This is a genomic window from Massiliimalia massiliensis, assembly GCF_900155615.1.
Taxonomy (GTDB): Bacteria; Bacillota; Clostridia; order Oscillospirales; family Ruminococcaceae; genus Massiliimalia; species Massiliimalia massiliensis.
Window position 1 is genome coordinate 13,516 of record NZ_FUHT01000003.1, and the last position, 22,995, is coordinate 36,510.

The window sequence follows — 22,995 nt, forward strand, 5'->3', positions numbered from 1 at the left end:
ACAATGGCAGATGTAAAGAAAATTGCGACAAGAGAAAGCTATGGGAACGCGTTGGTTGAATGCTTCCCTGATTTTCCGAATATGGTTGTGTTAGACGCCGACCTTGCAGCCGCGACCAAAACCGGAACCTTTAAAAAGGCTTATCCGGAACGCCATGTTGACTGCGGGATCGCAGAATGCGATATGATCGGCGTAGCGGCTGGGATGGCTGCTGCGGGGATGATTCCGTTTGCAAGCTCCTTTGCGATGTTTGCCGCAGGGCGTGCCTTTGAGCAGGTGAGAAACTCTGTCGGTTATCCGCATCTGAACGTAAAGATCGGTGCGACTCACGCGGGTATTTCTGTTGGGGAGGACGGTGCGACCCATCAGTGCAACGAGGATATTGCGCTGATGAGAACCATTCCCGGAATGGTTGTGATCAACCCTTCTGACGATGTGGAAGCAAAGGCTGCTGTCCGTGCGGCGCTGGAATATGTCGGCCCGGTTTACCTGCGTTTTGGCCGTTTGGCCGTCCCGGTAATCAATGATAACCCGGATTACAAATTTGAACTCGGCAAAGGCGTTACCTTAAAAGACGGAAAGGATATCACCATTATCGCTTCCGGCCTGACTGTCAGCGAAAGCCTGAAAGCAGCGGAAGAGCTGGCGGCGGATGGGATTGACGCACGTGTGATTAATATTCATACCATCAAACCGATTGATGCGGAGCTGATTGCAAAGGCGGCTGCGGAAACCGGAAAGATTGTCACAGTGGAAGAACATTCTGTGATCGGCGGCTTGGGCGACGCGGTAATTGGCGCAATTGCTGAAAACCCGGTTCCGGTTTACAAGATTGGCATGAATGATGAATTCGGCAAATCCGGCCCGGCTGTGGAGCTGATTGATAAATACGGCCTGACTGCTCCGCACATTGTGAAAAAAGTGAAAGAAGTCCTGGGTAAATAAGAATCAACAAAAACGCCTCTTTTCAGCAGAAAAGAGGCATTTTTTTATCCTGAACAGAGCATACTGTGGAGAGAGAATCAAACGATGTTTTCCCGGAAAGGGCTTGAAAGATCAGGCGCTGTCATGTATAGTAGAGGTAGTGAATAATAAACTGGAAAGAAACGGAAGAGGATAGGAGGACTTTCTATTCTCTCGAAAGGTATGGTCATAACGATGAAATACGGTTTTATCAAGGTCGCGGCCGCAACGCCGAATATCCGGGTGGCAGACTGTGAGTATAATACCGCGCAGATTATTGAGACGATTGGCAAAGCGAGAGATGCCCAGGCAAAGCTGCTGGTTCTGCCGGAGCTTTGCCTGACAGGGTATACCTGCGGCGACCTGTTTTTGCAGGATCTGCTGTTAAAGAGCGTGCGGGATTCCTTAGAGGAAATCCGAAAGGCGACTGCCGGGCATGACATGCTTGTAGCGGTGGGCGCTCCGCTCGTACATCACCAGAAGCTATATAACTGTGCAGTGATCCTGTGCAACGGAAAAATTTTGGGAATCGTCCCCAAAAGAAATATTCCCAATTACAGTGAATTCTATGAGCTGCGTCATTTTGCCCCTGCGCCAGAGGAAAACGGCGTGATAGTGATAGGCGGGAAAGAATATCCGTTTGGAACAAAGCTGTTATTCTCCTATGCAAGGTTTTCCCAGTTTACAGTCGGCTTTGAAATCTGTGAGGATTTGTGGGTGGCAAATCCGCCGTCAGTTGGGCATGCAATGGCCGGCGCGACTATCATCGGAAACCTATCTGCAAGCGACGAGACAATTGGCAAGAGCGCATACCGGCGCGATTTGGTGGCCGGACAGTCTGCCCGGCTTCTCTGCGGCTATCTTTATGCGGATGCCGGAGAAGGGGAATCTACGACAGACCTCGTTTTCGCCGGGCATGACCTGATTGCAGAAAACGGAGTACTGCTGGAGGAAAGCACCCTGTTTGAAAATGACATCATCCTGTCAGAAATCGACGTGATGCGCCTGGCGGAGGAACGCCGTAGGATGAACACCTTTTCTCACGTCGACGAGGGGTATGAGACAGTATATTTTGATTTTCCTTGCCGGGATACGGCGCTGACCCGCTTTGTATCCCCGCAGCCCTTTATCCCGTATGAATCAGGAGAACGCCGAAGCCGCTGCAAGGAAATACTTTCCCTGCAGGTTGCCGGGCTGAAAAAGCGCCTGGCGCATACCGGCGCGAAAACTGCGGTGGTAGGCCTGTCCGGCGGCTTGGATTCCACCCTGGCTCTGCTGGTAACTGTCCAGGCGATGGATTTGCTTCGCCGGCCCAGGACAGATATCCTGGCAGTGACAATGCCGTGCTTTGGCACCACTGACCGCACCCGTTCCAACGCGCAGATTTTGGCGGAGGCACTGGGCGTGGACTTCCGGGAAATACCGATCACTGATTCGGTAATCCAGCATTTTCAGGACATCGGCCAGGAGCTAACCGCCCATGATGTAACCTATGAAAATTCCCAGGCGCGGGAGCGCACCCAGGTTTTAATGGATGTTGCCAATAAGGAGGCCGGCCTTGTAATTGGAACGGGAGATTTGTCTGAGCTTGCGCTGGGATGGGCGACCTATAACGGAGACCATATGTCCATGTATGGGGTAAATGCGTCGATCCCGAAAACATTGGTGCGGTATCTGGTTTCTTATTACGCGGATTTTTCGGGAAACCAGACTATTCATGACGTGCTTTATGATATTCTGGACACGCCGGTTAGCCCGGAGCTGCTGCCGGCCGTAGACGGGGAAATTGCCCAGAAAACCGAGGATATTGTCGGCCCGTATGAGCTGCATGACTTTTTCCTCTATTATATCCTGCGGTATGGCTTTTCTCCGCGCAAGGTAAACCATCTGGCAAAGATTGCTTTTGAGGATAACTATTCCCGGGACGAAATCCTGAAATGGCTGAAAACCTTTTACCGCCGTTTCTTTGCCCAGCAATTTAAACGTTCCTGTCTGCCCGATGGAGTGAAGGTAGGGTCGGTTACCCTATCTCCGCGCGGTGACTGGCGGATGCCGAGCGACGCGGTGGCGCATCTGTGGCTGAATGAAATCGATTCGATGGAATAAAAAAGCAGGGGATACGGTTCATCACTGTATCCCCTGCTTTTAATTTGTAAAGACATATGGAAGCATGCAATATAAAAATACTAAGAGGAAAATTCCGGATAGAACTGTCAGGGCAACAACGCAGTTTTTGATGGTTTTAATATGTTTGGCTTGTTCCAGCAGCATTCGTTTTTCTAGTATTTCCTCTGATAAATCTGAAATACTTTTATAAAATAATTCGGGATCACTGGGACTCTGCCGGTAACCTGGTGGAAGAGGCTTGTCCTGAGCCAGAAGTTTTTTCAATTTTGCCGTTTCCTCACCATTGCACAATTCTTCGCCAATATTTAAAAATTGTTTTAAATCGTTCTGATAGCTAGGATTCATTTTATATATCCTCTCGATTATTCTACGCTGATATTCTCTCCGATCAAACCGATGAATTCATTTCCTGTGAAGCCGCCGTCCTTATGACCGATCAGCCATTTGTTTTTCGCAGTCATCAGCTTGTCCTCCCCGTCGCCGCCATGCGGTTTGGAAAGGCCGGTATTGGTACCCTTTGGCAGAACTACCACACAACGGAACTCCTTGCCGCCGACACTGCATGGCGCGTAGTGCAGGGCCGTTGCATAAAGCTCCACTCCGACGCCTGCAGGAAGAAGGAACGCCTCAACCTTGGCGGTATCGTAGGTGAAATCATCCTGGATATCCTGCTGCATTCCCAGCAGCAAAATCAAATCGGTAGCCGCAATGTCCAGCTCGGAGGAACGGTGGTATTCCAGTGCGTTGAGCAGATGGTTATGCCCGTTGCAGTAGCCAAGCTGGATAGGAAGCTCTCCAAATGCCTTGACTGTCAAGTCATCATAGACCCCGCAGGCCTCCAGCTCCGGGACAGACGGCACATAGGCGACCCCGTCGGACATCGGTGTTTTCATCATAGCGCTGCAGAGCTCTGAAAAGTCATACCCTTCCAGAACCCGTCCATATTTTGCAAATTCTTTGTCTGTTACCTGATAAATTTTCATGGCTATTCCTTCTTTCCCTATCAATAAAATATTATTTTCAGCAGCCCTCAATAGTCCGCATAGCTTCAATGGTACGGATAATTAATTCATCCAACGGCCATCCGAGCAGCTCTGCCCCACGGGAGATAACCTCTCTGGAACAGCCGGCGGCAAAGTTTGCGGATTTAAACTTCTTTTTTACCGATTTAAGCTCCAAATCCTGCACGCTTTTTGACGGGCGCATAATGGCTACAGCGCCGATCAGCCCGGTCAGCTCGTCGGTTGCATAAAGGATTTTCTCCATTGTGGAAGCCGGCTCGATGTCAACGGTAAGCTGCCATCCATGGCTGGCTGTAGCATGGATAACCGATTCGTCAATGCCGCGTTCCCGCATAATTTCCTGGCTCTTGATGCAGTGCTGTTCGGGATATTGCTCGAAGTCCAGATCGTGCAGCAGTCCGACCACCTTCCAGAATTCGACCCGTTCGCTGTCGTATTCCCCGGCAAAGTACCCCAATACCTCTGAAACAATTTTGGCGTGGCGGAGGTGAAACTCCTCTTGATTATATTCCTCCAGCAAAGCCTGTGCCTCTGATAGGCTGGGAATCGTTCCCATCCGATTACCTCCTTTCAATTCTGTTTTTCATTATATCACAAAAAAGAGGAAAAGGAATTACACGAGCTGGAGAAAAAACTTTTCAATATTCAGTGAAAATGCTATAATGAAAATACTATGGCTGGAAGTTTTATCGGAAATGGGGAGTGGAAACTATGGTGAGTCAGGAAATTAGACGGATTGCACCGGAAATGGACCCTTTGCGAATGGGGATGGGCTGGAAGGTTGAGGATTTGGAAAAGCCCCAGATTATCGTGGAGAGCACGTTCGGCGACAGCCATCCGGGAAGCGCGCATCTCCTTGCGTTTGCCAATTGCGCGGCGGAAGGGGTAGCAGAAGCCGGCGGAAAAGCCGCGCGCTATTTTGCAACTGACATCTGCGACGGTATGGCGCAGGGACACGACGGGATCAATTATTCCCTGGCGTCCCGGGATACCATAGCGAACCTAATTGAAATTCATGCAAATGCAACGCCGTTTGACGCAGGAGTCTTTATTTCAAGCTGTGACAAGGCGGTTCCCGCGCATTTAATGGCGATTGGGCGGATCAATATCCCGTCGATTGTCATTACAGGCGGCGTGATGGAAGCGGGCCCGGATTTGCTGACCCTGGAACAAATCGGCGCCTACAGCGCGATGTGCCAGCGCGGGGAAATTACAGAGGAACAGCTTACCTGGTATAAACACCATGCATGTCCGTCCTGCGGAGCCTGTTCCTTTATGGGGACGGCTTCTACCATGCAGATCATGGCGGAGGCGCTGGGATTGATGCTTCCGGGAAGCGCTTTAATGCCGGCAACCTGCGAGGATTTAAAAACCTTTGCCGCAGAAGCAGGGAAGCAGGCGGTAAAACTGGCAAAACTGGGATTAAAGCCGCGCGATATGGTGACGATGGACTCCTTTGAAAATGCGATCATGGTGCATGCGGCGATTTCGGGGTCGACAAATTCTCTTCTTCATCTCCCGGCGGCGGCTCATGAGTTTGGGCTGCAGATTGACGAGGAAACCTTTGACCGGATTCATGCAGACGCGCATTACCTGCTTGATATCCGTCCGGCGGGAAAATGGCCGGCACAGTACTTCTATTATGCAGGCGGTGTTCCTGCGATTATGGAAGAGATCAAGGGCCGGCTGCATCTGGACGCGATGACTGTGACTGGAAAAACCCTGGGCGAAAACCTGGAGGATTTGAAGAAAAACGGCTTCTATGAACGTTGTGAGGAATATCTGAAAAAAACCGGTTTGACCCGGCGTGACGTGATTCGTCCGTATGACAAGCCTATCGGCACAAACGGGACAATTGCCATTCTGAAAGGCAACCTTGCACCGGAGGGTGCGGTAGTAAAGCATTCCGCTGTTCCAAAAGAGATGCACAGGGCTGTTTTACGGGCTAAGCCATACGACTGTGAGGAGGAAGCAATCGACGCGGTATTAAAACATGTGATCCGTCCCGGCGACGCAGTTATGATCCGCTATGAGGGGCCGAAAGGAAGCGGGATGCCGGAGATGTTCTATACTACTGAGGCCATTTCCTCGGATGCGGAGCTTGGTTCGGCTATCGCCCTGATCACAGACGGCCGGTTTTCCGGAGCCTCCAAAGGGCCGGCAATCGGGCATGTTTCTCCCGAAGCGGCCGAGGGCGGCCCAATCGCGCTGGTGGAAGAGGATGACTTGATTGAAATTGACATTCTAAATCGGGTTTTGCGGATTGTCGGCGTTCGGGGCGAAAGAAAATCCGAACAGGAAATCGAGGCCATACTGGCGAACCGCAAACAGCATTGGACGCCTAAGCCGGAAAAATACCGGTCCGGGGTGCTTAAAATATTTTCTCAGCATGCCGTTTCCCCTATGAAGGGCGGATATATGAGATAGCAGAAAAGCCATTTCAGCGAAAAGGAGATTTTGAGAATGAACGAAGTATTAGAGCAAATTTCAAAGATCGGGATTGTACCGGTCATCAAAATAGAAGACCTGGAAAAGGCGGCTCCCTTGGCAAAGGCTCTGTGCGGGGGCGGTCTGCCTTGTGCGGAGGTAACCTTCCGGGCAGAGGGCGCGGCGGAAGCAATCCGGCTGATGAGTGAAGCGGCGCCGCAGATGTTAATCGGCGCGGGAACAGTTCTAACCACCGAGCAGGTGGACGAGGCGGTTTCGGCAGGCGCAAAATTCATTGTCAGCCCCGGCCTGAATCCCAGGGTGGTGGGATATTGCGTAGAACGCAATATCCCGGTAATGCCCGGCTGCGCGAATCCCAGCGATGTGGAGCAGGCGCTTGAGCTGGGGCTTTCGGCTGTGAAATTCTTTCCTGCGGAGGCGGCCGGCGGCCTGCCTATGATCAAGGCAATGTCGGCGCCTTATACGAAGATAAAATTTATGCCGACCGGCGGCATCAACGCCAAAAACCTGAATGAGTACCTCTCCTTTCCGCAAATTTTTGCCTGTGGCGGAAGCTGGATGGTCCGGGAGGATCTCATGAAAGCAGGTGATTTTGAGGAAATTACCCGTCTCACCCGCGAGGCTGTAGAAACAATGCTGGACTTTAAGGTAAAGCATGTCGGAGTCAATGCGGAGGATGCAGACCAGGCAATGGGAATTGCAAAGCTCTTTGGCAGCGCGCTGCAGCAGGAAGTCCGTCCGACGCCGATTTCTGTCTTTGCCGGAGATCTGGTCGAGGTCATGAGCGGCACTGGGCGCGGGACGCATGGGCATATCGGAATTGCCTGTAATTATGTTGACCGCGCGGTCGCCTATCTGGAGGCAAAGGGCATCGAATTCAATTATGATACGGCACGCTATAATGAAAGGGGAGCTCTCAATTTCATCTATCTGAAAGAGGAAATTGGCGGGTTTGGAGTTCACCTTGCCGCTAAGGACAGCTAGGAGGGGGAGACGGCAGATGGCAGAAATTATGACATTGGGCGAGATTATGCTTCGGCTCTCCCCAAAGGGGCACCGGAGGTTTGTTCAGGCCGGCGAATTTGACATTGTGTATGGCGGCGGAGAAGCAAATGTAGCGATGGCGCTTTCTAACTTTGGGATGGATGCAGGCTTCATCAGCAAAATTCCTTCTCATGAGATTGGACAGGCTGCTGTCAATGAATTGAGAAAATACGGGGTAAGCACATCGGCAATTGTGCGCGGCGGCGCAAGGCTGGGGATTTATTTCCTGGAAATGGGCGCGGCACAGCGCCCTGCAAAGGTGGTCTATGACCGCGCAGGTTCTGCGTTTGCCCTGGCCGATCCGGCCGAATTTTGCTGGAATAAGATTCTTGCTAGTACGAAATGGCTCCATTTTTCCGGTATTACGCCTGCATTGGGGGAAAATGCAAAGCAAATCAGCTTTGACGCCTGCAAAGCTGCCAGGGACAAGGGAATTATCGTGAGCTGTGACCTGAACTACCGGAAAAACCTTTGGAGTTTGGAAGAAGCAGGCTGCGTTATGAAAGAGCTGATGCCCTATGTAGACGTGCTGATTGCGAACCAGGAACAGGTGAAAAGCCTGTTTGGAATGCAGGCAGTGAGTGCTGAAATTAAAGAGACGGAGGTTGATTACAGCGGATGCCAGAGCTTATGCGCTCAGCTTCGGGAAACCTGGCCCCAGCTTCAAAAAATCGTGCTGAGCCTGCGCGGTTCGGTGTCCGGAGACGACAATTATTTCGGAGCCTGTTATGACGACGGAGCGGGGTTTTATCATGCGAAAAATTACCTGATCCATATGGTAGACCGGGTTGGCAGCGGCGACGCCTTCAGCGCGGGGATCATCTACGCAATCATGAATGAATTCCCGGCGCAGGAAGCGATTGAGTTTGCGGTTGCTTCCGGCGTGCTGAAGCATTCCATTGAAGGGGATGTCAGTGTGGAAGGCGTAGAAGAGGTAAAAGCTCTGGCCGGCGGAGACGGCTCAGGAAAGGTACAGAGATAAACCATACCGGGTCAGATCTGCGGCTTATGACAGAGGATCTGGCCCGGTTTTATTCCGGATAACCGGAGTGACGGACAAGAAAAAGGAGAAAGAAAAAATGAAGCGATTTATCGCAGTAATCCTTGCGGTTACTCTATTTGGGCTGGCAGGATGTTCGGGAACTGGGAACAGCTCTCCGTCGGCATCGCAGCCAGCGAATACAGAGGCAGGGGAACCAATGGCCGGAGAAGAGGCGGAGCAGATTATAGGGGAGTATGTCCAATATTTGTCCGCTCACGACTATGATTCGTTCCTCTCACTGTTCAAGGAAGGGAATCTGAACGAGCAGTTTGTGAAAAGCGAGTATAATACGGACGTCAACCTTGACGGACATGACCGGGAAGTAAAGGTAGTCGCTTCCAACGGAAGCCAGGCATATGTATATCTGATGCTGTACACCGTATCAGAAAAGAGCACAGAAAACGATTTTGCTGGTTATTCCTATATGATGGCGCGGGAAAATGGAAGCTGGAAAATAGACAGCAACCCTACGCAGCAGGAATATCAAAATCTGGCGGAACAGGCCACAGCAGCAATGTTCGGCGGGGAAGCGGCCGCCAGCAAAGCGAGCGTCAAGTTTAATTGTCCGTACGCGGATATCGGCAGTTACCTGCCCGGACTGTACGGAGCGGATGCTCAGGTGCTGTATCAAACGGAAGAAGGCAGGCTGGCAGTACGGGTTTATTTCTGGAACGGGACAGAGGAAGAAAAAAGCTTTACTGCCTTCTCTGAATTTCAGGTGGTCAACACCGCGACAGGGAAGGTGGCCGCCGACCTTTCCGATGAAAAGCTTGCGCTTTCGTTACAGCCAAAATCAGGACAATTTAAAACCTTTGAATTGCCTGAGTGGGCAGAGATAAAGGAAACCCTGACCTGTGAGGTACAGGCAGAGGCGGAGTAGAAACATGATATATTGAGTATGGCAGGTGATTGCTGTGACAGCTTCAGATTATCAGAGGATTGAACAGTATATGCTTGACTGCATGGAGGACAGCGCCCATGATCAGGAGCATATTTACAGGGTGCTGTATGTGGCATTGGATATTGCTGAAAAAGAAGAGCACGTTGACTGTGATGTTTTAACAGCAGCCTGTCTCCTGCATGATATCGGGAGACGGGAGCAGTTTGAAAACCCACAGTTATGTCATGCTGCTGTAGGGGCAGAGAAGGCGCGGGCGTTTTTGAAGAGAAATGGGTTTGCTTCTGTCTTTGCTGAAAGCGTGGCGTCTTGTATCAGAACCCATCGCTTCAGGACAGAAAATTCACCGGAAAGTCTGGAAGGAAGAATTCTGTTTGATGCCGACAAGATAGATGTCTGCGGGGCGCTGGGAATTGCACGTACGATTTGTTATCAAGGGCAGACGGGACAGCCTCTGTATGTATTGAGAGAAAACGGAGAGATTTCTGATGGAAGCGGGGACACAAGCCCGTCCTTCTTTCGGGAGTATAAGTATAAGCTGGAAACGCTTTATACCCAATTCTATACTGAGCGCGGCAAGGAGATTGCTCTGGAGCGGCAGAATGCTGCTGCAACATTTTATAAAAATATGCTCGAGGAGATCACAGCTTCCCGCCGCAGAGGAATGGAACTGCTTGAAAAAAATATAACAAAATAAATAAAACAGGAGACGTTCTATTAAAACGTCTCCTGTTTTATACCTCCTTCTCTTTTTCCAGCTCGAAAAAGGCTTCCGGCGCCAGTAGATCCAACACCTCGGGAAGATACATATTCAGCACCCTTTGGCGTTTTGTCCCTTCTGCCCAGGTATAGATATGGACGTCACAGCATTTGGTCGGGATTTGAAACAGGGTTTGCTGCAAAGCGATCTTAGTAATTTTGTCCTTGGGAATAGAGCAGCTTATGATCTGGTATAGCCGCGTGTAGTAAATTGTAACGGCTTCTTCCGAGACGCCGATACCCGTATGGAAATAGGCAAAGGTTTTGACGGTCAGCCACCAAAGGCATGGGATTTCACAGATAACCAGCACAAAGATCAGAGGCCGGTCAAAGCCGGTGATGAAGTAAAGCGCCAAAAGCCCTGCCGCCAGCACACAAAGGCAGAGGGTGAGCGGCGGAATTAAAAAGCGGGACAGGTTTTGGATTTTCGGCTTAATCTGTTTTTTGACAAAGGGGATTTCCGGCAACAGAAGATTTAGGTTGCTTTTGATTTCCTGATTCAAACCGGAGGGCAGAAGAACGGCGAGCTCGTCTTTTTTCTTCCCATAACCGGTACAATGGATGAATACGCTGGTAATCCCAAACAGCTTGGAAAAAAGCGATTGCCGCAGCGTGAGGAAATTAATCCTGGGAACCGAGATGGAATAACGCCGGATAGTGAATAAACCGGATTGGATGCCAAGCGCGTTGCCATACCGGGTGGTTTGGAAACGGAGGTGCTGTTCCATGTTCCGCAGGAAGGAGAACAGCCAGCAGCCCAGAATAATATATGCGATAATAGCAAAGACTGGCGGCAGCCCGAAGCTGTTTAGCTCCGCAAGCTGGGTAAAGGTATTTAGCAGTTCGTTTCGGAACGGCTTCCCGAACACCTTTTCAGCCTGGGATAACGCCGCCCAGAGATAGAGTACGCCGGTGAGAGAGTTGGAGGTCAGGAGTGAGAAGATGGTGATATACAGGTTGCGCGGAATGTAGGTTTTGAAGAACGAGCTTTTTGGGATCAGCGGCGTTCTGGAGGCTTCCATGATCATTTCAGCCAGCTCGCGCTTTACTGTAATAGAAAAATCCGGTTGGGAGGTCTCTCCGCCGTCGGTATCTGCCTGCAGGCGAACCGCCTTAATCGGACGGTAATACCATGGCGATTCTACGGAGATGGCAGTGATATTTCCAAATGCAAGGAAGCGGCTCTGACGAACGATCACGCCGCGAAAGATATGGATACCTGCCTCGTTGATGGTGAAGGTGTAGCTGTACCAGCCGTAAACGCCGAGCGCGATGATGAGCGCGACAATCAAAAGGTCAAACCACGCGCCGGAGAGCCACTCATAAAAGCCCATCCGTCCGATAATCAGCGCGCGGAGCAGAGGGAGCAGCAGCAGGATGAGGAACCGGGAAGTATTTTCCAGGATATTGATTGGATGCGAACGCATTGCTTTCATCCCTCCACCTCCTTTAGTAAAGTAATCAGACAGGCTGTTAGCGTTCAGCCAATTCCCGGTTTAGGTCATCTGCGATCTGATCGGCGCGGCTGGACTCAAGAAATGGGATTACCAGATGCGATCCCGGCGCGGTGATCACCAGCATACTCAGATGGATCAATGGGGTAAACGGTGTGTTATATACAGTGACAAAGGATATTTTATCCCGCTTTAAAAACCGGGTTTTATAGAAAATCACCCCGCCCTTTACAATAATATCTCCACCGCGGCAGCAATAACCCACGCTGAGATATAAAAGGGGCAGATATAAAAAGGACGACAGGATCAATAAAGCGCCCAGGATCCAAAGCACGCCATACCAAATCCAGGTGGAGACCGGAAGAAAAATCCAGGCCAGGGCAATCAGTCCTCCGAACAGCAGGCAGGACAGCAGTTCCCAAAAGACAAGGCTCCGCTTGGGAAGCATTTCATATTTCATCTTGACAGCCTTAGCTTTCGCAATGCGAGAGCATTCCTTTCTTATGGAATTAGAATTGTTGTTTCAAACAGCTTTCTCTTAACTTGGAATCTATTTTATTATTGTAACATTCTGGGATATTTATGTAAATAGAAACCTGTCGTTTTATGCATGGGTCAAGCCCTTGGGGCATAAGCATAAGACAGGGAGATAATCATGCGAAGGATTGGGCTGATGCAGCAGGGGTTCATTCCTTTTGCGTAATAGGGGATTGGTGAAGGATCATGCGATATCGAATCATAGGAAAAAAGGGACTGTGCCTTGCGGCGGTACTGGTAATTGGAATCGGCTTTTTCTGTCTGTTGGGTGTGCGGGAAACAGCCCTGCAGGTTGCCGCGGGATTCCGCAGCCTGCCGGTCTATTCTGTAGAGACAGAGGAAATGAAGGTCTCCTTTGGGATCAACTGTGCCTGGGGGAATGAAGATATTCCCGAGATACTGGATACACTCGATCAGTACCAGGTAAAGGCGACCTTCTTTTTAGTAGGGGATTGGTGTGAAAAATATCCGGAGAGTGTGAAGGAAATCAAAAACCGGGGACATGAAATCGGAAACCATTCCGATACACACCCCGACATGCCCTCTCTGGAACGGAACGAAATTATGAAGGAGATCAACGACTGCTCTTCCAAAATTGAGGCAGTAACCGGAGAAAAGCCAAGCTTGTTCCGTCCGCCTTCCGGTGCATATAATAATCTGGTGGTAGACACAGCGCGGGAGATGGGATATGAGGTGATTCAATGGGATTGCGACAGCCTGGACTGGAAGGGACTCAGCGTAGATGAAATGCGCCGGAGAATCATGAAAGGACTGCAAAAGGGTTCAATTCTGCTGTTTCACAATGACACCAAGTATACGGCCCAGGCATTGCCGCATATCATTGTTGACATCCAGGAAGAAGGCTACCAGATCGTGCCAGTCGGAGAGCTGATCTGTCAGGAAGAATATGAAATTGACCACGCGGGCCGTCAGCACGCGAAAGAAAAACAGGCAGATTGAGTTTCTGCCTGTTTTTTGATATAATAAAAGAAAAGCGTGCCTGCAAGGGGGGTACGGTACGCTTTGAGGAGGAAAAAGAAAATGAGTGGCTTGAATCAAACGCCAAAGGGAGAAAGGGTGCATATCGCGCTCTTTGGCAGGAGGAATGCAGGAAAATCCAGTGTCATCAATGCGATCACCGGACAGGATTTGGCTGTTGTTTCCGATGTAAAAGGAACTACAACTGATCCGGTTTTCAAGGCAATGGAGCTGCTGCCGCTAGGGCCTGTTACCGTGATTGACACACCCGGCTTGGACGATGTTGGGGAATTGGGCAGGCTGAGAGTGGAGAAGGCAAACGATGTTTTGAACAAAACGGATATTGCGCTGGTGATTTGTGATATTACCGAAGGCTTTTCGTCATTTGAAGCGGGACTGCTGGAGCAGATTAAGAAAAAGCAGATTCCGTATCTGATTGTCTTAAATCAGGCCGACCGCTATCGTGGTTCTGTACAGGAACGGATAAAAGAAATTGCAGAACAGACAAACTCTCCGGTACTTGCCGTCAGCGCCAAGACAAAGGATGGGGTCAGAGAGCTGAAAGAAAAAATCGCCTCCCTGGTTCCGGATGAGGAGGAACGCAGGCTTCTGGGCGATCTGCTGGAGCCGGGCGATATGGTCGTGTTGGTTGTTCCAATTGACAAGGCCGCGCCGAAAGGCCGCCTTATTTTGCCGCAGCAGCAGGCTGTAAGAGACATCCTGGATGCCGGCGCGGTTGCAGTGGTGTGCCAGAATACAGAGCTTAAGCAGACGCTGCAAAGCCTCGGGAAAACGCCGAAGCTGGTAGTAACTGATTCCCAGGTATTCGGCCAGGTAGCAAAGGATACGCCACAGGAAATCCCGATGACATCCTTTTCCATTTTGATGGCGCGGTATAAAGGAGAGCTGCCCGACCTGATCGCAGGGGCGAAAGCAGTGTCCCGGCTTCAGGACGGCGATACCGTTTTGATTTCAGAGGGCTGCACCCATCATCGCCAATGCGAGGATATCGGAACAGTCAAGATTCCGAAATGGCTGAGGGAATACACCGGCAGGGATATCCGGTATGAAACCTCAAGCGGCACCGAATTCCCGAAGGAACTGTCAAACTATAAGATGGTGATACATTGCGGCGGCTGTATGCTAAACCGCAGGGAGATGCTCTACCGCACTGCCTGCTGTGCAGAGCAGGGCGTTCCGATTGTGAATTACGGCATTCTGATTGCCTGCATGAAAGGAATTTTACCGCGGTGCATTGAACCGTTTGCAGATGCGATGGAGGCTTGGAAACAGACCTGCGGCGAATAAAAAGTTCTATTTCTTTAAAGTTGCGTGATAAATTGGACACAAAGATCTGTTATACTTTATTACAACTAAATTTTATGATAGGCAGGCGTAATAGCACGTGAATTGGCTGAGAAATTTTATGGTGGGACGGTATGGGGCCGACCAGTTGACTTTGGCGCTGTTGATTTTTTCCTTCCTTTTATCTTTTGTCCTGATGTGGGTTCCGGTTCCCTTCCTTTCAATGATTTCCTATCTCCCTCTGGGCTATGGTATATTTCGGATGTTTTCGCGCAATATTTTAAAGCGCGGAGAAGAAAACGCAAGGTTTCTTGCAGTGTGGAGCCGGGTTGCCGGGTGGTTCCGGAGGACAAAACAGCATTGGGCTGACCGGAAGGTTTACCGCTTTACCCGATGCCCGAACTGCAGGCAGAAAATACGGCTGCCTAAGGGACGCGGAAAGCTTCGGGTGACCTGTCCGAAATGCAGGCGGCAGTTTGAGAAAAAAACATAAAGGAAAGAGGGCTTCGGCGTGGCGGAAAAAGCAAAACGGATTTTTTTGATTGTATTGGACAGTGTCGGAATCGGGGAGATGCCGGATGCGGCGCAATATGGGGATGAAGGGAGCAATACCCTGGCCGCCTGTGCTGCCAGCGGCAAGCTTTTGGTTCCCAATATGATACGCCTGGGACTCTCCGAAATTGACGGCGTCTCGCTTCCGTCCGGGGGCGAAGTCCCGGCAGGAAGCTTTGCGCGGTTGGAGGAGCTCTCCAAAGGAAAGGACACAACCATCGGGCATTGGGAAATTGCAGGCATTGTTTCCCCGAAGCCGATGCCGACTTATCCGAACGGATTCCCAAAAGAGGTTTTGGATGAATTTTCCCGCCGGACAGGACGCGCGGTACTCTGTAACCGGCCCTATTCCGGAACTAAGGTGATTGAGGATTACGGCGAGGAGCATATGAAAACCGGCGCCCTGATTGTCTATACGTCGGCGGACAGCGTGTTTCAGATCGCGGCGCACGAAGCAATCGTACCGATTGAGCAGCAATATGAATACTGTGAAATTGCCAGGGAGATTCTTCAGGGCGAGCATGGTGTAGGGCGGGTCATTGCCCGTCCGTTTATCGGGGAGCCAGGCAGCTTCAAGCGGACTTCAAACCGGCACGATTTTTCCTTAAAGCCGCCTGCCGAAACCATGTTAGACCGGCTGGGACAAGCGGGACTGGATACCATTGGCGTTGGGAAAATATACGATATTTTTGCGGGAAAGGGAATCTCGGAAACCTATCGGACTACCGGAAATACCAATGGGATGGAAGTGACGAGGGTGTTGGCAGAGAAAGATTTCCATGGCCTATGCTTTGTGAATCTCGTGGATTTCGATATGATGTACGGGCATCGCAATGATGTGACAGGGTATACCCTGGCGCTGAATGAATTTGACCGTTGGCTGGGAGATTTCCTTCCATTGATGCGCAGGGGCGATGTACTGATGATTACGGCGGATCATGGCTGTGATCCCGCGACGCCGAGCACCGACCATTCGCGGGAATACACGCCGCTTCTGATTTATGGAAATCAGATTCCGGCAGGTGTCAACCTGGGCACGAAAAAGGGGTTTTGCAGGATCGCGGCAACTGTCTGCGACCTGTTCGGCATTTCTCCAGAGGGGCTTGGCGAAAGCCTGCTTCCGGCATTGCAATAGATAAAAAGAACGGTGTTTTGCATTAATCCGCAAGACGCCGTTCTTTTCGTTTCAGGACAGCCATTGCGGAGAGACTGCTTTTGTGCATATTGTAAGTTGACAGGGATATACAAAAACAGTACAATAAATGAGGTAAAACTAACTGGGGACACCTGTTATTTTGGTAAAGGGAGGGTACAGAGCGGTCTGTACGGGATAGATATGACATTGGATCAGGTTAAGCCGGGCTATGCGGCAATTCTCTCGGTCATTGGCGGAGAAGGAGCTTTAAGGCGGCATTTGTTGGATATGGGGTTAACGCCCAATACCAGGGTAACCGTGCGGAAGGTCGCGCCGATGGGAGATCCGATTGAGCTTTTTCTTCGGGGATATGTGCTGACCCTGCGGCGGGAGGACGCGGCAAAAATCGAGGTTGTTCAGGTTGAAAAAGCCTGACCAACGCCCTTTCTTTGAAAAATTGACGGCAAAGGCTATGCCGTCAATTGATCCGGCGTAAGATCATTTTATGCTTTTCCCGGATTAAAACTGAACTGGACAATTTTACGGATGGAAAGGAAGCTTTGGCTTACAAAGTATGGTTATAGATATGAATGGCTTATTTGCGCTTGCCGGAAACCAGAACAGCGGCAAAACCACCCTGTTTAACCGTCTGACCGGAAGCAATCAGCATGTTGGAAACTTTCCGGGCGTAACGGTGGAAAAGAAGGATGGGCAGATCAAGGGGCTGAAAGGCGTCACGCTGGTTGACCTGCCGGGAATCTATTCCCTTTCCCCCTACACCTCTGAGGAGGTTGTAACGAGAGATTTTATTCTCAAGGAGCATCCGACCGGCATTATCAATATTGTAGATGCGACCAACATTGAACGAAACCTTTACTTGACGCTCCAGCTTATGGAGCTTGACCTGCCGATGGTGATTGCACTGAACATGATGGACGAGGTGCGGGCCAGCGGAAATTCTATTGATGTTCAGAAGCTGTCCCAGATGCTCGGCGTCCCCATCGTTCCGATTTCGGCGGGAAAGAACGAGGGGATTGGAGATTTGACCCTGGCGGTAAAGGAACTGATGGCTGCACAGCCGCCGAGGGCGAAGCTGGATTTCTGTACCGGAGAGGTGCATCGCGCTATCCATTCGATTGCGCATATTATCGAGGATAAGGCGAAGGCGGCCGGCTATCCGCTCCGGTTTGCGGCAACCAAGATGGTAGAGGGCGACGCTCCGACCATGAAGGCTCTGCAGATTGATGAAAATGAAGAACATATCATCGAGCATATTGTCGAGGAGATGGAGGAGCATCTACATACCGACCGTGAGGCGGCACTTGCCGACATGCGGTATAGCTATATTGAGAATATCTGCGCGGATTGCGTGGTAAAATATCAGGAGACTCATGAACAGGTGCGCTCTGAGAAGATTGACCGCCTGCTCACTCATAAATACCTGGGCATTCCGATCTTCTTTGCAATTATGCTGGTGATATTCTGGCTGACCTTCAGTGTGATCGGACAGCCGCTTCAGGATTTGCTGAAGGATATGCTGGGCTTTGCGACCGTGCAGTTTTCCGGTCTGCTGCAGGAGGTTGGGGTAAGCGAATGGCTGCGGTCGCTGATTATTGACGGAGCCTGCGTCGGCATCAGCAGTGTGCTTTCCTTCCTGCCGGTTATTGTATTGCTGTTTTTCTTCCTGTCTCTGTTGGAGGACAGCGGCTATATGGCGCGCGTCGCATTCGTCATGGATAAACTGCTGCGGAAAATCGGGCTGTCCGGACGCTCGTTTGTGCCGATGCTGATTGGGTTTGGATGCAGCGTTCCTGCAATCATGGCTACCCGGACACTGTCGAGTGAACGCGACAGAAAGATGACAATTGTACTGACACCGTTCATGTCCTGCAGCGCAAAGCTTCCCATCTATGGAATGATTACAATGGCATTCTTTCCGGATTATGGCGGCTTTGTGATGTTCGGGCTTTATGTGCTGGGAATTATCGTCGCAATTCTTTCCGGGCTTTTGCTTAAGGGAACGCTGTTCCGCGGGGAACCGGTGCCCTTTGTCATGGAGCTTCCGTCCTACCGGATTCCGTCCGGGAAGAGCGTGCTGCTTCACATGTGGGAAAAGGCGAAGGATTTTATCCGCAAGGCGTTTACGATTATCTTCCTGGCGGCAATTGTAATCTGGTTTTTGCAGAACTTTGACCTGCACCTCAATCCGGTAAGCGATGCAACCAAAAGTATCCTGGCTTCCATTGGCTCGGTGATTGCGCCGGTCTTTATCCCGCTTGGCTTCAACGATTGGCGTGCCTCTACCGCGCTGATTACTGGCATCACGGCAAAGGAAACCGTCGTCAGCACCCTGTCTGTTCTGACCGGCTCTTCTACTGATGCACAGCTTGCCGCTTCCTTGCAGCAAATTTTTACACCGTTGAGCGCGATCTCCTTCCTGGCGTTTACGATCCTTTATATGCCTTGTGTGGCCGCGTTCGCCGCTACAAAACGGGAATTGGGTTCGCTCAGAGGAGCGCTGCTTACGGCGCTGTATCAGACCGGGGCGGCTTATCTTGTCGCAACGCTGGTTTTCCAGGTCGGGAGTATATGGTTCCATTGATCACTGCTGTGTAAAGCGGAAAGGGTTGATTACATGAGCGCCGCAGACTGGGTTGTGCTGGGATTGCTTTTGACGGCGATTGTGGCTGTAATTATACTGATGCGCCGCCGTAGAAAACGGGGTGGATGCTCCGGCTGTGCGGGATGTGCGCAGGCTGGGCAGTGCCCTCATCAAAGTGAAGAAAAAAATGAAAATATATAATATTAGAAAGGAACCTTTTCAAATTAAGGTTTGGTAATGAACGATGCTGTTTATTGAATATCCGAAGTGCTCTACCTGTCAGAGAGCAAAGCAATGGCTTTTAGACCATCAGGTTCCCTTTGAGGACCGTCATATTGTGGAACAGAATCCAACGAAGGAGGAGCTAACTGAGTGGCATCAACGCAGCGGGCTTCCTCTGAAACGCTTTTTTAATACCAGCGGAATGTTGTATAAAGAGATGAACCTGAAAGAAAAGCTGCCGGCAATGACCGAGGAGGAGCAGCTTGCGCTGCTGGGCACCAACGGAATGCTGGTAAAACGCCCGCTGATTATTGCAGATGATTTTATCCTGGTTGGATTTAAAGAAAAAGAATGGCAAAGCCATTTGATTAAATAGAAAAGAGAGGAAAGAAAAAATGCCTTATATTGAAACAAAAATGAGTATTCCGCTCTCTGCGGAAAAGGAACAGCGCCTGAAAGAACGACTGGGAAAGGCAATCTCAGTGATCCCGGGAAAGAGTGAGGAGTGGCTGATGCTCAATGTTGAGGATCAGTGCAGGATGTATTTCCAGGGAAACAACGACACACCCACTGCGTTTGTAGAGATTAAGCTGTTCCGGGAATCCACGAAAGAAGCGTATGTCCAGATGACAAAGGAAGTGATGGCGATTTTCGAAGAAGAGCTTTCGATCGCGCCGTCCCGCATCTACATCAAATACAGCCCGGGGGATGACTGGGGCTGGAACGGTGGGAATTTTTGACCCCAGATTTGACGCTTACAGAAGAGAAAAAGGCCGGAGACTATAAGTCTTCGGCCTTTTTCTCTCATTATTTTAACAGGAATGTTTTAATTTCAAACGGTTTAATTGTAAAGCTGATCGGGCCGTCTGACGCTTTGCCATAAGGCTGTTCCATCAGGTCGCATTCCTGCCACTGAGCATAAGGCAGGGCGGCAGTGAGATGGACATCGCCTCGCATGCCGCTGCATTCGTGGAGACGAAGAACCCACCCATCGCCTTCTTCGGCAGGCTTTACTGCATCAATACAGATGCCGTCACGATCAATAGAAAGGGCAGGATTCTTTTTGCCCTGCCAGCTTCCCGAGAACGCAAGGAGCGGATTGTTGAGCGTCCAGGCTTCCTGTTCCAGACCGGATTGATACCAGACCTCTTCATGCGGATAAAGCGCATAGGTAACGGTCTGAATCCCGCGGTCAGCATCGTAATCCGGATAGTTGGAACTCTTGAGCAGGCTCAGGCGGAGCACGCTGTTCTTTACATCATAACCGTACTTGCAGTCGTTAAGCAGCGCAACGCCATACCCGCTTTCAGAAAGGTCTGCCCATTTATGCCCGACCACCTCAAACTTGGCGGCTTCCCAGCTGGTATTGCGGGTAATCGGCCGTTCAATACTGCCGAATTGGATGTCAAACCGGGCAGTGGTTGCGCGGATATCCAATGGGAAAGCAACCTTCAGGATTTTTTCCCGTTCCTGCCAATCGATTTCCGTTTTGAAATCGATCCGTTTGGTATGGGCATATAGTACCATGTCCTGGCGGATTGTAGTATGCTTGTAAGACCAAACAAAGTGAACTGTATCAGAATAAACGCCCTTGGTTACAGTAACCTTCTTCAGCTCGCGGACAGTGTCCATTTTATCCTCAAAGGAGGCTTCCAGCTCCCATGCGTCGAATTGTCTCGGCTTGTCTTCAAATAGCTGGAATACGTTCCCGCAAAGTCCGTTCTGCAGCAGCTCGCGTTTGGCTTCCCTGTCATAAATAGAGGTAAGCTGTCCCTGTTTATTCCAGGAAACCCGGTAGAATGCTGTCTGGCATTCATGGGCGCTGGCAGATACCATCGGTGTGTTAGAGACAAAATCAGAGCTGGTGAGCACCTTAGCAGTAAACGGCGGCAGCTCCTGAACCAGTGCCTGCTTGCCGTCCCTTTCAATAATCTGGGATTGCGGCCAGGAGGATGTGTTGTAGACGGTAACGGCATCTTCCTCTTTTTTGAGGAGGGCAGCAGTTGACTGCTGGACAGCCGCCTCGATCAGTTCCGCCGCTTCCTGGTATTCTTTATGGCAGTCCTCATATACCTCGTGGATGGAGGAGCCAGGGATAACGTCATGGAACTGGTTTCTCAGGATGATTTTCCAGGCCTCCCACAAAAGCGCCTTTGCCGAAGGATTATTCCCAAGAACAGAAAGAAGTTCGGCATTGCGGATTGCGAACTCAAGCCTGCGGTTGGTCTTTTTGTTATATGCCTGTGAGGTATAGGTTCCGCGGTGGAATTCAAGATAGAGCTCCCCATCCCAAACAGGCAGGTAACCTTCACGCGGATTTTCTGCCAGGGTACGGTTAAGACGCTTGAGATAATCGCGGACATGTTCTGATTTTACATGCGGAAGTCCCGGTATTTTGGCGACGCAACGCATTGTTTCCAGCATATCGCGGTTCACCCCGCCGCCGCCGTCTCCATAGCCATAGGCGATCAGCATATCGGTATTCAGATCCTTGTTCGAGTAGGCGTCCCACACGCCCTTGACGGTAAACGGATCGGTTTTCCCGTTATAGGTATAGTACCAGTTGTCGGAATCTTCCGGCGCTGTAATAAAGTGGGTTGTTACTTCCGTTCCGTCAATCCCGCGCCATAGGAAGGTATCATATGGGAGCTTGTTTGTATCATTCCAGCTGATTTTGGTAGTTACAAAGGTATTGACGCCGGATTTCTTTAAAATCTGAGGCAGCGCCCAGGAATATCCGAATACGTCAGGAAGCCAGAGGAAATCATTTTCATAGCCGAATTCCTTTTCGAAGAAGCGCTTCCCGTAAAGAATCTGGCGGACAATGGACTCGCCGCCGGAAAGGTTGCAGTCGCATTCCACCCACATCGAGCCGCTTGGTTCCCATCGGTTTTCCTTGACAAGCTTTTTAATCTGCGCGTAGATTTCCGGATAATCCTGTCGGATAAAATCATACACCTGTGCCTGGGACTGCAAAAATTGATAATCCGGATACTGCTTCATCAGCCGGTTGACTGTGGAGAAGGAACGGGCGCATTTTTCGCGGGTGTGCCGGTATCTCCAGAGCCAGGCCACGTCAATATGAGTATGTCCGATAAGGGAAACGGAAACGTCCGGCTTGTTCTGTCCCTGAAGAATCCGATTGAGGTAGCGGTTGGCTTCCTTACAGGAGGCGTAGAATTCCTCCGAACGCGGGTAGGAAAAATCGATTAGCCTAAACGCATGCAGCAGGACATTGAAAAGCCAGGACTGGTTGGGGTCGTTCGAATCCAGCAGATCGATGGTCTCCAGAATACTCCGGGACATAAAATAGAGCTCGTCCGTATGGTGATCCAGCTGCACAATATCGGCCTGCTTTAATTGATGCTCAATGACAGTATGCGGGCCGCCGCCGTTTAATCCGCTCCAGAGACGGAACTGCAGATTGATCGGCTCTTTTGTCAGTTCGGGCGGGAAAAAGACTTCCATGTGATTGGAATCAACGCCCTGATAAGGCTCGCCGTTGACATATAGCAGGCTTTCAAAATGGCTGGTATTCCCGCCGCCGGTAATTCCAAAATTGAAAATGCCGACTGCTTCCTTCCCAATACCGGGGGAAGGAACAGTAAATTCGGTACAAAGCCAGAGATATTTGTCCCATCCCTTCCAGTGGTCGCCAAGCTGCATCTGAAAAGGCGCAGCCGTCGGATCAGGACAACGGGCGCCGACTGTCCCGTCATCCTCGTAAGCTGTAAAGGAATCCAGGGAAATTAAGGGGCGGTACCGCAGCTCAGCAAGCTGGGAAATATGTTTGGCAAGACGTTCTTTATGATGGAAATCAAATGGCATAGAATTCCTCCTAATCATTGTATTGATAATCTCATTATACAGAAAGAAATGAGAAATTACTAGGGGAATATCATTTAAT

At 50.5% G+C, this 22,995-nt stretch carries 22 protein-coding genes; 16 read left to right on the forward strand and 6 right to left on the reverse strand.

The annotated features are described in order from the left end of the window. The first annotated feature begins 3 nt into the window (after nucleotides 1-3). Together CZ360_RS04025 and CZ360_RS04030 are read left to right on the forward strand one after the other, a co-directional pair. Entirely contained in the window at nucleotides 4-945 is a 942-nt protein-coding gene (locus CZ360_RS04025) for a transketolase family protein (RefSeq protein ID WP_077532940.1), read from the forward strand. A 213-nt stretch (nucleotides 946-1,158) separates the two neighbouring features. Continuing rightward, nucleotides 1,159-3,069 carry an NAD(+) synthase gene (locus CZ360_RS04030; RefSeq protein ID WP_077532941.1) on the forward strand — a complete coding sequence of 637 codons (1,911 nt, stop codon included), beginning with the start codon at nucleotides 1,159-1,161 and terminating at the stop codon, nucleotides 3,067-3,069. Between the two features lie 39 nt (nucleotides 3,070-3,108). On the opposite strand, the gene CZ360_RS04035 is transcribed toward CZ360_RS04030, so the two are convergent. Genes CZ360_RS04035 through CZ360_RS04045 form a run of 3 tightly spaced genes read right to left on the reverse strand, consistent with a single transcriptional unit; the run spans nucleotide 3,109 to nucleotide 4,668 of the window. Beyond that, nucleotides 3,109-3,435, reverse strand: coding sequence for a hypothetical protein (locus CZ360_RS04035; protein ID WP_077532942.1), 327 nt, complete (start codon nucleotides 3,433-3,435; stop codon nucleotides 3,109-3,111). A gap of 17 nt (nucleotides 3,436-3,452) precedes the next feature. After that, nucleotides 3,453-4,073, reverse strand: a complete 621-nt coding sequence (locus CZ360_RS04040; protein ID WP_077532943.1) for a DUF4867 family protein — start codon at nucleotides 4,071-4,073, stop codon at nucleotides 3,453-3,455. 37 nt (nucleotides 4,074-4,110) lie between these two features. Continuing rightward, nucleotides 4,111-4,668: a hydrolase gene (locus CZ360_RS04045; RefSeq protein WP_077532944.1), complete on the reverse strand. Its 558-nt coding sequence runs from the start codon at nucleotides 4,666-4,668 to the stop codon at nucleotides 4,111-4,113. Between the two features lie 155 nt (nucleotides 4,669-4,823). Here CZ360_RS04045 and ilvD point away from each other — a divergent pair, with 155 nt between their 5' ends. From ilvD to CZ360_RS04070, 5 genes are all read left to right on the forward strand, one after another. Continuing rightward, entirely contained in the window at nucleotides 4,824-6,539 is a 1,716-nt protein-coding gene (ilvD, locus tag CZ360_RS04050) for a dihydroxy-acid dehydratase (RefSeq protein ID WP_077532945.1), read from the forward strand. A gap of 36 nt (nucleotides 6,540-6,575) precedes the next feature. After that, on the forward strand, nucleotides 6,576-7,544 hold the full coding sequence (locus tag CZ360_RS04055) for a bifunctional 4-hydroxy-2-oxoglutarate aldolase/2-dehydro-3-deoxy-phosphogluconate aldolase (protein WP_077532946.1): 969 nt from the start codon (nucleotides 6,576-6,578) through the stop codon (nucleotides 7,542-7,544). A gap of 16 nt (nucleotides 7,545-7,560) precedes the next feature. Further along, on the forward strand, nucleotides 7,561-8,586 hold the full coding sequence (locus CZ360_RS04060) for a sugar kinase (protein ID WP_077532947.1): 1,026 nt from the start codon (nucleotides 7,561-7,563) through the stop codon (nucleotides 8,584-8,586). Nucleotides 8,587-8,683: 97 nt separating this feature from the next. After that, nucleotides 8,684-9,526, forward strand: a complete 843-nt coding sequence (locus tag CZ360_RS04065; protein ID WP_143530145.1) for a hypothetical protein — start codon at nucleotides 8,684-8,686, stop codon at nucleotides 9,524-9,526. Between the two features lie 34 nt (nucleotides 9,527-9,560). Continuing rightward, nucleotides 9,561-10,241: an HD domain-containing protein gene (locus CZ360_RS04070; protein WP_229407985.1), complete on the forward strand. Its 681-nt coding sequence runs from the start codon at nucleotides 9,561-9,563 to the stop codon at nucleotides 10,239-10,241. A gap of 37 nt (nucleotides 10,242-10,278) precedes the next feature. On the opposite strand, the gene CZ360_RS04075 is transcribed toward CZ360_RS04070, so the two are convergent. Then, nucleotides 10,279-11,739, reverse strand: a complete 1,461-nt coding sequence (locus tag CZ360_RS04075; protein ID WP_077532949.1) for a PH domain-containing protein — start codon at nucleotides 11,737-11,739, stop codon at nucleotides 10,279-10,281. A 37-nt stretch (nucleotides 11,740-11,776) separates the two neighbouring features. Then, the gene (locus CZ360_RS04080) at nucleotides 11,777-12,217 is read right to left on the reverse strand and encodes a PH domain-containing protein (protein ID WP_077532950.1); all 441 of its coding nucleotides are present in this window, start codon (nucleotides 12,215-12,217) and stop codon (nucleotides 11,777-11,779) included. Between the two features lie 263 nt (nucleotides 12,218-12,480). Here CZ360_RS04080 and CZ360_RS04085 point away from each other — a divergent pair, with 263 nt between their 5' ends. The 9 genes from CZ360_RS04085 to CZ360_RS04125 all read left to right on the forward strand — a co-directional run bounded on the left by CZ360_RS04085 (nucleotide 12,481) and on the right by CZ360_RS04125 (nucleotide 19,828). Next, nucleotides 12,481-13,254: a polysaccharide deacetylase family protein gene (locus CZ360_RS04085; RefSeq protein WP_077532951.1), complete on the forward strand. Its 774-nt coding sequence runs from the start codon at nucleotides 12,481-12,483 to the stop codon at nucleotides 13,252-13,254. Between the two features lie 81 nt (nucleotides 13,255-13,335). Beyond that, complete coding sequence (gene hydF, locus CZ360_RS04090) at nucleotides 13,336-14,580, forward strand: [FeFe] hydrogenase H-cluster maturation GTPase HydF (protein WP_077532952.1); 1,245 nt, start codon at nucleotides 13,336-13,338, stop codon at nucleotides 14,578-14,580. A 97-nt stretch (nucleotides 14,581-14,677) separates the two neighbouring features. Continuing rightward, nucleotides 14,678-15,070 carry a zinc ribbon domain-containing protein gene (locus CZ360_RS04095; protein WP_077532953.1) on the forward strand — a complete coding sequence of 131 codons (393 nt, stop codon included), beginning with the start codon at nucleotides 14,678-14,680 and terminating at the stop codon, nucleotides 15,068-15,070. An 18-nt stretch (nucleotides 15,071-15,088) separates the two neighbouring features. Beyond that, a complete protein-coding gene (locus tag CZ360_RS04100; protein WP_077532954.1) occupies nucleotides 15,089-16,264 on the forward strand; it encodes a phosphopentomutase in 1,176 nt (391 codons plus the stop codon). Between the two features lie 201 nt (nucleotides 16,265-16,465). Further along, entirely contained in the window at nucleotides 16,466-16,699 is a 234-nt protein-coding gene (locus CZ360_RS04105; RefSeq protein ID WP_077532955.1) for a FeoA family protein, read from the forward strand. 151 nt (nucleotides 16,700-16,850) lie between these two features. After that, on the forward strand, nucleotides 16,851-18,866 hold the full coding sequence (gene feoB, locus CZ360_RS04110) for a ferrous iron transport protein B (protein ID WP_077532956.1): 2,016 nt from the start codon (nucleotides 16,851-16,853) through the stop codon (nucleotides 18,864-18,866). A gap of 33 nt (nucleotides 18,867-18,899) precedes the next feature. Beyond that, nucleotides 18,900-19,067 carry an EGFR-like transmembrane domain-containing protein gene (locus CZ360_RS04115; RefSeq protein WP_077532957.1) on the forward strand — a complete coding sequence of 56 codons (168 nt, stop codon included), beginning with the start codon at nucleotides 18,900-18,902 and terminating at the stop codon, nucleotides 19,065-19,067. Between the two features lie 43 nt (nucleotides 19,068-19,110). Then, nucleotides 19,111-19,464, forward strand: a complete 354-nt coding sequence (locus CZ360_RS04120; RefSeq protein WP_077532958.1) for an arsenate reductase family protein — start codon at nucleotides 19,111-19,113, stop codon at nucleotides 19,462-19,464. Between the two features lie 19 nt (nucleotides 19,465-19,483). Then, nucleotides 19,484-19,828: a phenylpyruvate tautomerase MIF-related protein gene (locus tag CZ360_RS04125; protein ID WP_077532959.1), complete on the forward strand. Its 345-nt coding sequence runs from the start codon at nucleotides 19,484-19,486 to the stop codon at nucleotides 19,826-19,828. A gap of 67 nt (nucleotides 19,829-19,895) precedes the next feature. On the opposite strand, the gene CZ360_RS04130 is transcribed toward CZ360_RS04125, so the two are convergent. Further along, entirely contained in the window at nucleotides 19,896-22,916 is a 3,021-nt protein-coding gene (locus tag CZ360_RS04130; protein ID WP_077532960.1) for an alpha-mannosidase, read from the reverse strand. Between the last annotated feature and the right edge of the window lie 79 nt (nucleotides 22,917-22,995).